General features: G+C 70.2%; 11 protein-coding genes. 4 read left to right on the forward strand and 7 right to left on the reverse strand.

The features are described from left to right. Nucleotides 1-135: 135 nt before the first annotated feature. From ACWGIC_RS42930 to ACWGIC_RS42950, 5 genes are all read right to left on the reverse strand, one after another. The gene (locus tag ACWGIC_RS42930; RefSeq protein WP_452081696.1) at nucleotides 136-867 is read right to left on the reverse strand and encodes an amino acid ABC transporter ATP-binding protein; all 732 of its coding nucleotides are present in this window, start codon (nucleotides 865-867) and stop codon (nucleotides 136-138) included. Further along, complete coding sequence (locus ACWGIC_RS42935; protein WP_452081697.1) at nucleotides 867-2,348, reverse strand: ABC transporter substrate-binding protein/permease; 1,482 nt, start codon at nucleotides 2,346-2,348, stop codon at nucleotides 867-869. Before ACWGIC_RS42935 ends, ACWGIC_RS42930 begins: the two co-directional genes overlap by 1 nt. Nucleotide 2,349: 1 nt before the next feature. Beyond that, nucleotides 2,350-3,285, reverse strand: a complete 936-nt coding sequence (gene hutG / locus ACWGIC_RS42940) for a formimidoylglutamase (RefSeq protein ID WP_452081698.1) — start codon at nucleotides 3,283-3,285, stop codon at nucleotides 2,350-2,352. Next, nucleotides 3,282-4,025: an IclR family transcriptional regulator gene (locus ACWGIC_RS42945; RefSeq protein WP_452081699.1), complete on the reverse strand. Its 744-nt coding sequence runs from the start codon at nucleotides 4,023-4,025 to the stop codon at nucleotides 3,282-3,284. The genes hutG and ACWGIC_RS42945 overlap by 4 nt, the downstream gene beginning before the upstream one ends. Nucleotides 4,026-4,239: 214 nt before the next feature. Continuing rightward, nucleotides 4,240-4,836, reverse strand: a complete 597-nt coding sequence (locus tag ACWGIC_RS42950) for a permease-like cell division protein FtsX (RefSeq protein WP_452081700.1) — start codon at nucleotides 4,834-4,836, stop codon at nucleotides 4,240-4,242. Between the two features lie 165 nt (nucleotides 4,837-5,001). Between ACWGIC_RS42950 and ACWGIC_RS42955 the strand changes: the two genes are divergently transcribed. Beyond that, nucleotides 5,002-6,411 carry a 3' terminal RNA ribose 2'-O-methyltransferase Hen1 gene (locus ACWGIC_RS42955; protein ID WP_452081701.1) on the forward strand — a complete coding sequence of 470 codons (1,410 nt, stop codon included), beginning with the start codon at nucleotides 5,002-5,004 and terminating at the stop codon, nucleotides 6,409-6,411. Beyond that, nucleotides 6,408-8,963: a polynucleotide kinase-phosphatase gene (locus tag ACWGIC_RS42960; protein WP_452081702.1), complete on the forward strand. Its 2,556-nt coding sequence runs from the start codon at nucleotides 6,408-6,410 to the stop codon at nucleotides 8,961-8,963. Before ACWGIC_RS42955 ends, ACWGIC_RS42960 begins: the two co-directional genes overlap by 4 nt. Nucleotides 8,964-8,967: 4 nt before the next feature. On the opposite strand, the gene ACWGIC_RS42965 is transcribed toward ACWGIC_RS42960, so the two are convergent. Next, complete coding sequence (locus ACWGIC_RS42965; RefSeq protein ID WP_452081703.1) at nucleotides 8,968-9,441, reverse strand: hypothetical protein; 474 nt, start codon at nucleotides 9,439-9,441, stop codon at nucleotides 8,968-8,970. Between the two features lie 166 nt (nucleotides 9,442-9,607). Here ACWGIC_RS42965 and ACWGIC_RS42970 point away from each other — a divergent pair, with 166 nt between their 5' ends. Both ACWGIC_RS42970 and ACWGIC_RS42975 read left to right on the forward strand, forming a co-directional pair. Further along, nucleotides 9,608-10,021, forward strand: coding sequence for an anti-sigma factor (locus ACWGIC_RS42970; RefSeq protein WP_452081704.1), 414 nt, complete (start codon nucleotides 9,608-9,610; stop codon nucleotides 10,019-10,021). Between the two features lie 46 nt (nucleotides 10,022-10,067). Then, complete coding sequence (locus ACWGIC_RS42975) at nucleotides 10,068-10,670, forward strand: endonuclease (RefSeq protein ID WP_452081705.1); 603 nt, start codon at nucleotides 10,068-10,070, stop codon at nucleotides 10,668-10,670. On the opposite strand, the gene ACWGIC_RS42980 is transcribed toward ACWGIC_RS42975, so the two are convergent. Beyond that, nucleotides 10,667-11,587, reverse strand: coding sequence for a universal stress protein (locus ACWGIC_RS42980; protein ID WP_452081706.1), 921 nt, complete (start codon nucleotides 11,585-11,587; stop codon nucleotides 10,667-10,669). The two genes, ACWGIC_RS42975 and ACWGIC_RS42980, sit on opposite strands and share 4 nt — an antisense overlap. Nucleotides 11,588-12,281 lie beyond the last annotated feature (694 nt).

A 12,281-nucleotide genomic window follows, 5' to 3' on the forward strand; every position in this document is an offset into this window, starting at 1 on the left:
CTGCCCCCCTCCCCCCAAAAAAAAAAACACCCCCTCCTACCCCCGCTCACTGTGGATTTTCGTGTGGCCGTGCCTCCACCCCAAATATTACGGGCCGCCCGCGGGGGCGAAAACACCCCCGCCCGCCCGCGTCGGTCAGAGCACCTTTTCCAGGAAGGCACGCGCCCGCGGGTTCTCGTTGCCCGCGGAGAAGAACTCCGAGGGCGGCAGGTCGGCGGCGATCTTCCCGCCGTCGACGAAGACCACGCGGTCGGCGACTTTGCGGGCGAACCCCATCTCGTGGGTGACCACGAGCATCGTCATCCCGTCCTTCGCCAGCTCCGACATGATGTCGAGGACGTCCTGGACCACTTCCGGGTCCAGCGCCGAAGTCGGCTCGTCGAACAGCATCAGCTTCGGATCCATCGCGGCGGCGCGGACGATCGCGACGCGCTGTTTCTGCCCGCCGGACAGCCGGTTCGGATACGCACCAGAGCGTTCGAGCATGCCGACCCGCTCCAGCAAGGCGCGCGCCTTCGCCTCGGCTTCCTCTTTGGACCGTTTGAGCACATTCATCTGCGGCAGCACGACATTGCGCAGCACAGTCATGTTGGGGAACAGGTTGAAGTGCTGGAACACCATGCCCATCCGGGACCGCAGCCGGTCGAGGTCGACGCCGCGTCCGGTCAGTTCCTCGCCGTCGAACGACACGCTGCCCGACGTCGGGGTCTCCAGCAGGTTGAGACAGCGCAGGAAGGTGGACTTCCCGCCGCCGCTGGGGCCGATCACCGCGACCACCTGGCCGGGTTCGATCGCGAAGTCGATCCCGTCGAGCACATGGGTGTCCCCGTAGGACTTGGTCAGGCCGTGGACTTCCAACAGTGCCATCAGATGTACACCGCCATCTTCTTCTCGAGGGTGCGCGTCGTGAAGCTGATCAGGTTGGTGAGCAGGTAATACAGCAGACCGATGAACAGGTATACGGTCAGCGCGTCGAAAGTGCGCGAGATGATGGTCTGGCCCACCAGGAACAGCTCGTGAATGGTCACGAAGGACACCAGCGCCGAGTTCTTCGTCAGCGAGACGAATTCGTTGCCCAGCGGCGGAAGCATCCGCAGGAACGCCTGCGGGACGATCACGTGCCGCATCGCCGAAACCTGCGACATCCCGCACGATCGCGCCGCTTCCAGCTGTCCGCGGTCGATCGACTGCACGGCCCCGCGGAAGATCTCAGTGACATACGAGCCGCTGTAGAGCCCGAGCGAGATAATGCCCGCGGTCATCGGCGGAAGCTGCACGCCGAGCTGCGGCAGTCCGAAGTAGATGAAGAACAGCTGCACCACGAACGGCGTCCCGCGGATCACCGACACGTAGACGTTGCCGATCCACCTGATCGGCGCGATCTTGCTGAGCTTGGCGAAGCCGCCGAGCGTGCCGAGCAGCAGGCTCAGCGCCAGCGCGAGCAGGATGACCTGAAGGCTGACCAGCAGGCCCTGCCAGAGCTGTCCCGAGGAATCGACGATGGTGGAGAAATTGAACAGCGAGTGCCCGCCCGGCTTCGCCGCGGTGCTCTCCGCGCCGAACCACTTTTCGGTGGCCTGCTGGTAGGAACCGTCGTCGTGCATCTGCTTGAGCGCGGTGTTGAACGCGGTCCGCAGCTCGGTGTCGGCCTTCTGGAAGGCGTAACCGTAGTTCTCCTCGGTCAGCCGGTCGCCGACCTGCTTGAGACCGCCCTGCTGCGCGATGAAGTACTTCCCGGCCGGAGCCCCGGTCACGACGGCGTCCGCCTGGCCCAGTTTCACCGACGAGAACATCTGCTCGTTGGTCTGCGCCGTGATCAGCTGCGCGGCGGGCTGGTGCTGGGTCAGCCAGTCGACGGATTTCGTGCCCACCTGGACCGCGACGCGCTTGCCGGCGAGATCCTTGAGCGAGGTGACGGAGTTGTCCTTGTCGGACACGAAAACCGCGAGACCGCCCGGATAGTAGATGTCCGAGAAGTCGACGGCTTTCTGCCGCGCGGGGCTGATGTAGATCGCCGACGCTCCGACGTCGATCTGGTTCGCCTGCAGCGCCGGGACGATGTTGCCGAACGGCATCTGGACGAAGTCGACCTTCTTGACTCCAGCGCGCTGCGCGAGCGCCCGGACGAGGTCGATGTCGAAGCCGAGCTGGCCGCCCTTGGCGTCGGTGAACTCGAAGGGCGGGAACGTGGCGTCGGTGCCGACCCGGAGCGCGGTCTGCCCGGACCGCAGCGCGGCGAGCTTCCCGCTCTGCGGTTCGGCCGCAGTCGCCGCGCTCGCCGGCAGGAACGCGAGCAGGCAGGCCAGCAGCACGGCGCCGAGCCGCGGCCAGATTCGCTGAGGGGGCATTTCAGTGTCCTTCCGGGACCGGACGGCTCGTCACGAGCGTGTGCGCGAGGCGGGCCGCGATCCGGGCTGTGCGGTGATCGACGTCGTAGACGGGGTTCAGTTCGGTGATGTCGGCGATCGCGAGCTTCGGGTCCCTCGCGACCAGCCGGCACACCTCGAGGACGACCGCGGCGGGTACGCCGAGGGTCGCGGGAGCGCTGACCCCGGGCGCCTGCGCGGCGGGGAGCACGTCGAGATCGATCGACAGGTACAGCGCATCGACGTCCGCGACGAAGCCCCGGACGAAGTCGAGAACTGACTCGAGACGGCGTTCCTGGCAGTCGACGTCCAGGAGGTGGCGGACGTTCAGCTCGGCGGCCGTCTCGAACAAAGCGGCAGTGTTGCCGGGCTCGCTGATTCCGACCACGGCGTAGGCGAATTCCGCGCCGCGTGCGGTTTCCCGGGCGGCGATCTGCCGGAACGGGGTGCCCGAGGACGCACGGTCCGCCGTCCGCAGGTCGAAATGCGCGTCGAGGTTGAGGACGCCCAGTCGCCGGCCGTCCAGCAGCCCGCTCCGGGCGAGGCCGAGGTAGGAGCCGTAGGCCGTTTCGTGCCCGCCGCCGAGCACGAGCGGGAGGTGCCCGTCGCTGAGCTGCTTCGCGACCAGCTCGCCGAGGTTTTCCTGCCCCGCTTCCAGCGCGTCGCCCTCGACCGTGACGTCTCCCGCGTCGCGGACGACGAACTCGGGCTGAAGCGCGAACGACGCCAGCGCTGTGCGGATCGCGTCCGGCCCGGCCTGCGCTCCCGGGCGCCCGCCGTTGCGCCGGACCCCGGCGTCGCTGGCGAACCCGATCAGCGAAACGCCTTGGCCGCTGGAGAGTTCGTTGACGGCATGGTGCCATCGGCGATGTTCCGGTCCGCTGCCGTCTTCGCGTCCGGTCCACTGGGTTGTGCTCACACGTGCTCCTGCAATCGGCTGATGTCCTGCGCGGCGGCGTGGGTGAGCGTGACGAGGGATTCGCGGCGCGGGCGCACGCGGAAATCCGGGGCCATCGTGCTCACCGTGCCGACGAGGCGCCGGTGCCGGTCCAGCACCGGCACGCTCACGCCCCACACCCCCGGATCGACCTGGCCGACGCTCTCGGCGAAGCCCTGGTCCCGGACCCGGCGCAGCTCGCTCTCCAGCTTCCCGGCCTGCTCCCCGCTCAGGCCGTGCGCCTGGACGGCTGCCGCGACCCGGTCCTGCGGCAGGTGCGCCAGCAAGGCCTGCGCACTCGCCCCGAAGACGAGCGGCTTGCTCAGCCCCGGCGAGAAACTGCACCGGATCACCCGGGTCCCCTCCGCCGCTTCGACGCAGAGCACGTCGTTGTCGCGGGCGATGAGGAACGCGGCGAGTTCGTCGGTGTCGGCCGCGAGCTGCCGCAGCCGCCGCTTCACACCGCCCTGGCCCAGCGCTTCCCGCCGGTAGTTCTCGGCCATCTGGACCGTCAGCGAGCCCGCGCAGTACCGGCCGCGGGTGCGCGCCTGATGCACGAGGCCGATCTCGACGAAGGTCGTCAGGTACCGGTACACGGCGCTCGACGGAATGCCCGTGCCGACAGAGATCTCCTCCGCCGTGGCGCTCTCCCGCTCGGCGAACACCGCCAGGATCCGCGCCGCTCTCGTCCCGGCTTTCCGGTTGGCATCCGCGCTTGTCATGGCGGGCACGCTACGTCGCGGGCGGACGGGTTCCTAGCGCGTTTTCCCAGTCAATGGGAAGTTTATTCCCGGTGATTGGCTGTGTGCGGAGCGGAGCGGGCGGGTGTTCCCGCTGCCGGGCGCGTTCGACGGCGACAGGCCGGAACGCACTCTCGGCGACCGGCGGTGCTGTGTTCTGTCCGGGCCCCTCGCGGTCGAGGTCCGGGACGCGTGGTCAGCGGGAGTGTTCGCCGTTGGGCAGGCACGTCGGATCCCGGTAATCCGGCCCGGTGTACCTGCTGAGGAACTCGTTGTCGTCGCTGACTTTCCGCGCTGCGGGGAACTGGGCACGGAGCTGCCCGGCCACGCCCGCGACGGCGGTCTGGTCCTTCGGCACCACGACGACCGAGGCAGGCATGGCGTCCACCCCCGTCGTCTTCAGCAGCTCTGGCTGGTTCGCGAAGATCCTCCGGAACCTCACGTAGGCCTCCTGCCTGGTCTCGGTGTAAGACCGCAGGATCCGGGGATCGCCGCGCAGCGCCTGGGCGACGGCCGCCATCTCGGCGTCGGTGCCGAGCCGGACGGTCACGGTGCCGGCGCAGACGTCCCGGGCTCCGAGCGGTATCGCACGGTCCGGCAACGCGTACCCGTCCACGTCGCGTCCGCCGAACAGCCACCAGCCCGAACCGCCCAGAACCGCGATAGCGACCAGGACGACCGCCGCCGTCGCCAACCGGTACCGGCGACCCGCGCGCGGCCGCACGGCCGACGGCTGGCTTGCCGTCTCCGGGTTCTCGGACTCGTTTTCCGCACCGGAATCCCGGTCGTTCATCATGTTTCCCAGTTCCGCGTTCGCCTGAATACAGTCTCCTCGCGCCCTAGTGATCGATTGCGGAGACACCGCCGTTACGGGAAAATCTCAATGCGTCCGGCGCCTGCGGCAGCGAGCACCGAAACTCCCGCGACACGGACAAACGCCGTAGGAAATACTCCCCCTGTGTTCCTGACAGTCACCACCACCCACCAGCCCGCCTCCGACCTGGGTTTCCTGCTGCACAAGCACCCAGGCCGGGTGCAGTCGTTCGATCTCTCCGCCGGGCAAGCGCACGTCTTCTACCCCGAGACGTCCGACGAGCGGTGCACCGCCGCGCTCATGCTCGAAGTCGACCCGGTGGCCCTGGTGCGCGGCAAGGCGGGTTCCGGCGACGGGTTCACCCTCGGCCAGTACGTGAACGACCGTCCCTACGCGGCGTCGAGCCTGCTTTCGGTGGCGTTGAAGGAAGTTTTCCGCACCGCGCTCACCGGCCGGTGCCAGGCGCGCCCGGAGCTGGCGGCCAGTCCGATCCCGCTGGACATCCGGGTGCCCGCCTGCCCGGGCGGCGCCGAGCTGGTCCGCCGGATGTTCGAGCCGCTCGGCTGGACGGTCGAGGCGACGGCGCTCCCGCTGGATCCGCAGTTCCCGCAGTGGGGCGATTCGCGCTATGTCGACCTCCGGCTCACCGGCGAGATCCGGCTGGCCGACGCGCTCAACCATCTCTACGTGCTGCTTCCGGTCCTGGACAACGCGAAGCACTACTGGGTTGGCGAGGACGAGATCGACAAGCTGCTGCGGGCCGGCGGCGACTGGCTCGCAGCGCATCCGGACAAGGAGCTGATCACCCGCCGCTACCTCGCGCACCGACGCGCCTTGACGACCGCGGCGCTGACCCGGCTGGCCGAAGTGGACAATTCCGAGCCCGAGGAGATCGACAACGCCCTCGCCGCGCCGACCGTCCTGGAGGCACCGGACCGTCCGGTGCCGCTGGCCGAGCAGCGGCGCGGCACGATCATGGCTGTGCTCCGGTCGCTGGGTGCCCGTTCGGTCGGCGATTTCGGCTGCGGCGAGGGCGCGCTGGTGCGCGATCTGCTGGCCGAGCGGTCGGTGGAGCGGATCGTGGCCACGGACGTATCGGCTCGCGCGCTGCAGGTCGCGGCGCGCAAGCTGCGGCTGGAGCGGAGGTCCGAAGCGGAGCGTGCCCGGCTGGAGCTGGTGCAGTCCTCGCTCACCTATCGCGACGACCGGCTCGCCGGCCTAGACGCGGCAGTGCTGATGGAAGTCGTCGAACACGTCGACCCGCCGCGGCTCGAAGCGCTGGAGCGCGCGGTGTTCGAATTCGCCGCGCCCGGCGCGGTCGTCGTGACCACGCCCAACCGCGAGTACAACGTGCGTTTCGAGTCGCTGCCCGCGGGCAAGCTGCGCCACCGGGACCACCGTTTCGAGTGGACCCGCGCCGAGTTCCGAGCGTGGGCTGACCGCGTCGCGAGCAACCACGGCTACGGCGTGCGGATGCTGCCGGTCGGTTCCGACGATCCCGAGGTGGGCCCGGCGACGCAGCTGGCCCTGTTCACGAAAGGCGGTGCGGCATGAGCACTCTTGAAATCCCCGATCTGTGCCTTGTCGTGCTGGTCGGCGCCAGCGGGTCCGGCAAATCGACCTTCGGCCGCACGCACTTCAAGCCGACCGAGGTGATCTCTTCGGACTTCTGCCGCGGGCTGGTGTCCGACGACGAGAACGACCAGTCGGCAACCAAGGACGCCTTCGACGTCCTGAACTACATCGTCGGCAAACGGCTCGCCGCGGGACGGCTGACCGTGGTCGACGCGACCAACGTGCAGCCCGACGCGCGCAAACCGCTGGTCGCGCTGGCCAGGGAGCACGACGTGCTGCCGGTCGCGATCGTGCTGGACCTGCCGGAATCGCTGTGCGCCGCGCGCAACGAAGGCCGCGCGGACCGGACCTTCGGCACGCAGGTGATCCGGCGGCAGCGAGACCAGCTGCGCCGAGGATTGCGGAGCCTGCAGAAGGAAGGCTTCCGGACGGTGCACGTGCTGCGCAGCCCGGACGAGGTCGCCGAAGCGACGATCAAACGGGTCCCGCTGTACAACGATTTGCGGCACGAGACCGGGCCGTTCGACATCGTCGGCGACATCCACGGCTGTCGCGGCGAACTCGAAACTCTGCTCGCCGAACTCGGTTACGCCATCGAGCGCGACGACCAAGGACGCGCGGTCGGAGCGCGGCATCCGGAGCGGCGGGCGGTGTTCGTCGGCGATCTCGTCGACCGCGGTCCGGACACGCCGGGCGTGCTGCGCCTGGTGATGGGCATGGTGCGAGCGGGGAACGCCTTCTGTGTCACCGGAAACCACGAGCACAAGCTGCTGCGCGCGTTGCGGGGCCGGAATGTGCAAGTCACGCACGGCCTCGCGGAGTCGCTGGAGCAGCTCTCCGCCGAACCGGAAGAATTCCGCGCCGAGGCACAGGAGTTCATGGACGGCTTGATCAGCCATTACGTCTTGGACGACGGCAAGCTGGTCGTCGCGCACGCGGGCCTCACCGAACGCTTCCAGGGCCGCGCGTCCGGGCGCGTGCGGAGCTTCTGCATGTACGGGCAGAGCACCGGCGAGACCGACGAATTCGGCCTGCCGGTGCGCTATCCGTGGGCCAACGAGTACCGGGGCCGCGCCATGGTCGTCTACGGCCACACCCCGGTGCCTTCTCCGGAATGGGTGAACAACACCCTGTGCCTGGACACCGGGTGCGTCTTCGGCGGAACGCTCACCGCGTTGCGGTATCCGGAAAAGGAGATCGTCTCCGTCCCGGCTGCCCAGGTCTATTACGAACCGGCCAAACCGTTCCCGGCCAACCCGGCGGCCGCGGAGCCGGTCGCGCGGCGCGACCCGGGCGTTCTGGACCTCACCGACGTCCTGGGCCGCCGGGTGATCGAAACCGCTTACCAGAAACGGATCGGCGTCCGCGAAGAGAACGCCGCGGCGGCGCTGGAGGTGATGTCGCGGTTCGCGATCGATCCGCGGTGGCTGGTCTATCTGCCGCCGACCATGTCGCCGGTCGCCACCGCGACGGCCGACGGGCTGCTCGAACACCCGGACCAAGCGTTCGAGTACTTCCGTGCGGAAGGCGTGGATTCCGTGGTGTGCGAGGAAAAGCACATGGGTTCGCGTGCGGTCGCGCTCGTGTGCCGCTCGCTCGACGCGGCCCGGACTCGCTTCGGCGCGCCCGGCGACGCGCTCGGGGCGGTGTGGACCCGGACCGGACGGCATTTCTTCACCGAAACGCTGACGGCCGAGGTGGTCGACCGGATTCGCGCGGCTGCGGAGAAGGCCGGCCTGTTCGACGAACTCGGCTCGGACTGGCTGCTGCTCGACGGAGAACTGCTGCCGTGGAGCGCGAAGGCCGAGCAGTTGCTGCGCGAGCAGTACGCCGCTGTCGGCGCTGCCGCCCGCTCGGCGCTTCCGGCTGCCGAGAGCGCGCTGGCCGCAGCCCAGGCGTCCGGGCTCGACGTGTCCGCTTTGGTGGAGCGCACGCGTTCCCGCGCAGCCAACGCGGACGCGTTCGCCCAGGCGTACCAGCGTTATTGCTGGCCGACCGACGGCCTTGACGGAGTGCGCTTCGCGCCCTTCCAGGTGCTCGCGTCGGCAGGGCACGCCCACCACAAGCAGGCGCACGACTGGCACCTCGCGCTGGCAGACCGGCTCGTCGAAAACAGCGACGGTTTCCTCGCCCCGACCGGACGGTTGGCGGTCCACACCACCGATCCCGCCTCGGTCGCCGCGGCGGTCGACTGGTGGACCGGCCTCACCGCGCGGGGCGGCGAAGGCATGGTGGTCAAGCCGGCCGCCAACCTGGTCCGGGGGTCGCGCGGGCTCGTGCAGCCGGGACTGAAGGTCCGCGGGCGCGAATACCTGCGGATCATCTACGGCCCCGACTACACCGAGGAGCGCCACCTGTCCCGGCTGCGGCAACGAGGCCTCGGCCACAAGCGCTCGCTGGCGCTGCGCGAATACAGCCTCGGCCTCGAAGCGCTGGACCGCCTCGCCCGCGACGAGCCGATGTGGCGCGTGCACGAGTGCGTTTTCGCCGTGCTCGCACTGGAATCCGAGCCGGTCGACCCTCGCTTGTAGACGGTCAGGCCGTGTACGGCGAACGCTGCTCCAACGACGGGCTCACGTCCGGATGCCTGCCTTCCTGGCCAGGCACCGGCGTGACCGTCGGGGCCTGCAGATTCGTCTCCGACCGGCGCGCCACCCGCTCGTCGCGATGGGCGATCGCGTCGGCCACGTCCTGTTCGCCGCGGATGCGGGCCAGCGCGCCCAGCGTCGCCGCGTGGGCCAGCGCCAGGATCAGCAGCAGCACGCCCAGCCGTCCGACGACGCCGGGCAGGTCGCTCCCGCCGATGTCGACGGTCGAGACCAAAGCCAGGATGCCCAGTGTCGCGAGGTGGAACAACACGGTCACCAGGCGGGTCATCGAGGCTCCGGCTCCGGGGTCCCCGTAGGCGTTCGCGAGGTAACGGCGGCCGCTGCGGTAGATGATCTGGCCGTCCACCAGGACCAGCGCTATCCCGATCGCGAGGAACGAGAGGTATGCGTTGGTGCTCATGCCGGGTACTCCTTTCCCTGCCGTGCTCCGCTCCCCTGGTTACCCGCCGCAGCACGCCGGAAACGGGCCGTTCGGGTGCTGGCGGGCGTCCGGAACGCGACGGTTGGCCCGTCGCGGGGCCGGGTAGTCCAGAACGCATGGTTCAAGGCGACGCGGACGAAACGACATGATCACCGCGACCGCGCCGGTGGTCGAACTGCGCTTTCCGGCGAACGGAGGGCTGCTGTTCCTGGCCAGTCTGGTGGCCGAGGACGTCGCCGCCTCGGCGGAGTTCACCTTCGACGAGGTCGCCGACTTCCGGCTGGCCGTCGACGAGGCGGTCGCGGCGCAGGCGCGGCGGGCGGACGACGGCGCGGTGCTGGAGTGCGCCTTCCGCTGCGGCGGCCGATTGACGGTCACTGTCGCCACCACCTCGTCCTGGGCGTTCCCGCCCGGACCGGACGACGTCGGCTGGCACGTCCTGCGCGCGCTGACCGATTCGCTCGACGCCTGGACCGAGCCCGCGCCCGGCGCCGGCGGCTGGCGGCTGTGCCTCGAATTCTCCCGGGAACCGTTCCCCGAGGAGCCGCGAACCGGCTGACGGCCGCCCGGAGTTTCGCTTCCGCCCGAACGGGAATCCGGCGCGCATGCGCCGAGTGGACGAACTCCTCGCCGAACACGGCCTGACGTTCGCCGAGGAAGCCGGGATCAAGCTGGCCGACAAACCGCAACCGCTGTACCGGTTGCTGGTCCTCACCACGCTGCTGTCCACGCGGATCAGCGCCGATCTGGCCGTCGCCGCCGCGCGGGAACTCTCGCGTTCGGGATGGCGTTCCCCGGCCGCGATGCGCGATTCCACGTGGCAGCAACGCGTTGACGCACTGGGCCGCGCCCACTACGTGCGGTACGACGAAAGCACCGCACAGCACCTGGGCGAAGGCGCCGAGTTCCTCCGCGACCACCACCACGACGACCTGCGCCGGATGGCCGACGCCGCCGACGGGGATCCGCAACGGCTGGAAAAACTCCTCGCCGAGTTTCCCCGGATCGGTCCTACCGGCGCGCAGATCTTCTGCCGGGAAGCGCAGGCGGTCTGGCCGTGGCTGCGCCCGTATTTCGACCGCAAGGCCCTCGACGGCGCGAAGAAAGCCGGTCTGCCCGCCAACCCGGAACGCCTGGCGGAACTGGTGCCCGGCGACGACCTCGCCCGGCTGGCGGCTGCGCTGGTCCGGCGGAGCCTCAAGCGCTAGCCGGGGTGTTCCTCCACGCCCTCGCGCACGATCGCGACCGGGCACGGCGCGTGATAGGCCATCGCGTGGCTCACCGACCCGAGGAACGCGCCCCGCAGCGCGCCGCGCCCGTGTCCGCCGACCACCAGCAGGGTCGCCGCTTCCGCGTGGTCCAGCAGGACTTCGGCCACGCTGCCGAGCGCGACCTCCCGCTGCACCACGACGTCCGGATGCAGTTCGCCGAGGCCGGTCAGCGACTCCGCGAGCAGCCGCCCGCCCTCGTCCTGCGGCGTCGGCTGCCCCTCGCCGCCGGAACGGGCCGGACCGAAGACGTCCTCCGGCGGCTCCGACCACACGTGCACCGCGTGCAAGGCGCAACCGTGCCGGTCGGCGAAGTCGTACGCGTACCGCACCGCCGCGACGCTGGCCGGCGACCCGTCCACTCCGACGACGACCCGGCGGGCCTGTTCCGCCGCCGCGCGGACCACGACGACCGGACACGCGCTCGTGTGCACGACCTGCGAGGCCGTCGACCCGAGCAGCAGCCGGGGCAACCCGCTCCGGCCGGACGCGCCGACCACGATCAGCTCCGCCTGCCGCCCGATGTCCGCCAGCTCCCAGCTGGCCCGCCCGAACCGCACCCGGGTGCGCACCGGCAGCCCCGGCCGCTTCCGCCCGACTTCGGCGGCGACCTCGGCCAGTTCCTTCTGCGCGTAGTCCACCACGGACTGGTCGGCCACGATCTCGCCCGCGACCGGGGTGATCACGCCGGGAACGAAGTCCACGTTCGGCATCGGCAGCGTCATCGTCCGCACGAGGACCAGGCAGGTGCCGAGCGCCTCCGCCTCGGCGGCTGCCCAGTCGACGGCCAGGCGGGCGCCGTCGGAACCGTCGTCTCCGACCACGACTCCCGGCTCGGCCTGGTTCGCCTCGTCCATCACCGGCCTCCGTTCGCCTGCGGCGGTTTCCCGTGAGGTACCCGGTCGCCTCGCGCGGCAATCGGGCTTGTCAGCGTGGCTGGGGCGGAACGGGCGGCTCCGGCGGAGGCAGCGGACCCGGCCCCGGACGCGGCGGCGGAGCCGGTTCGGGAGGGAAAGGCGGCACCGGCTCCGGCGGCGACGGGACGGGCTCCGGTCCGGGCGGCACGGGGTGCACCATGACGGGCTCCTTCCTCGATCGGCTCGAATCCTCTCGGTACCGGCTACCCGGCGGGCTGCCGCCGGACACGTCGGATCCCGCGGTAGGGCACCGGTCGGGGGCGGGTGCCGCCGGGAAGCCGAGTCGCCGCTCCTGACCACGCCAACGCCTGCTCAGAGCGCGAAGAACCCGCGCAAGCACCGGCCGGACCGCGACCGGACGCGCGGTGCCGAGGCCTCTCTCCGCCCGGCACGATGCCCCCCGGCGGGCCGGCCGGGTTCGCGGCCGATGCGCCGGAGCCCGGTGAGTGCGATCGAGGCGCGCCTGGCCCGGACCGAAGGTGCTGCCCGGGGCCGGGGCGCCGGCTCGCCGTGCGGGGATGGGGCCCGGTAGGGGTGGTTTTTGAGAAAAGGGGCCCGCAACGGGCCCCGGGGGGGGTGACCACAAGATCACACCCACCGGGGCGCCCCGGCGGGAGTAAATTGCAATTTGTTT

The organism is Amycolatopsis sp. NPDC054798, from assembly GCF_053611505.1.

Bases quoted from the DNA above. Each gene is read 5' to 3' on its own strand.
- ACWGIC_RS42930 (WP_452081696.1), bottom strand. From the start codon at position 867: ATGGCACTGTTGGAAGTCCACGGCCTGACCAAGTCCTACGGGGACACC.
- ACWGIC_RS42935 (WP_452081697.1), bottom strand. From the start codon at position 2,348: ATGCCCCCTCAGCGAATCTGGCCGCGGCTCGGCGCCGTGCTGCTGGCC.
- ACWGIC_RS42945 (WP_452081699.1), bottom strand. From the start codon at position 4,025: ATGACAAGCGCGGATGCCAACCGGAAAGCCGGGACGAGAGCGGCGCGG.
- ACWGIC_RS42950 (WP_452081700.1), bottom strand. From the start codon at position 4,836: ATGAACGACCGGGATTCCGGTGCGGAAAACGAGTCCGAGAACCCGGAG.
- ACWGIC_RS42960 (WP_452081702.1), top strand. From the start codon at position 6,408: ATGAGCACTCTTGAAATCCCCGATCTGTGCCTTGTCGTGCTGGTCGGC.
- ACWGIC_RS42965 (WP_452081703.1), bottom strand. From the start codon at position 9,441: ATGAGCACCAACGCATACCTCTCGTTCCTCGCGATCGGGATAGCGCTG.
- ACWGIC_RS42970 (WP_452081704.1), top strand. From the start codon at position 9,608: ATGATCACCGCGACCGCGCCGGTGGTCGAACTGCGCTTTCCGGCGAAC.
- ACWGIC_RS42975 (WP_452081705.1), top strand. From the start codon at position 10,068: ATGCGCCGAGTGGACGAACTCCTCGCCGAACACGGCCTGACGTTCGCC.
- ACWGIC_RS42980 (WP_452081706.1), bottom strand. From the start codon at position 11,587: ATGGACGAGGCGAACCAGGCCGAGCCGGGAGTCGTGGTCGGAGACGAC.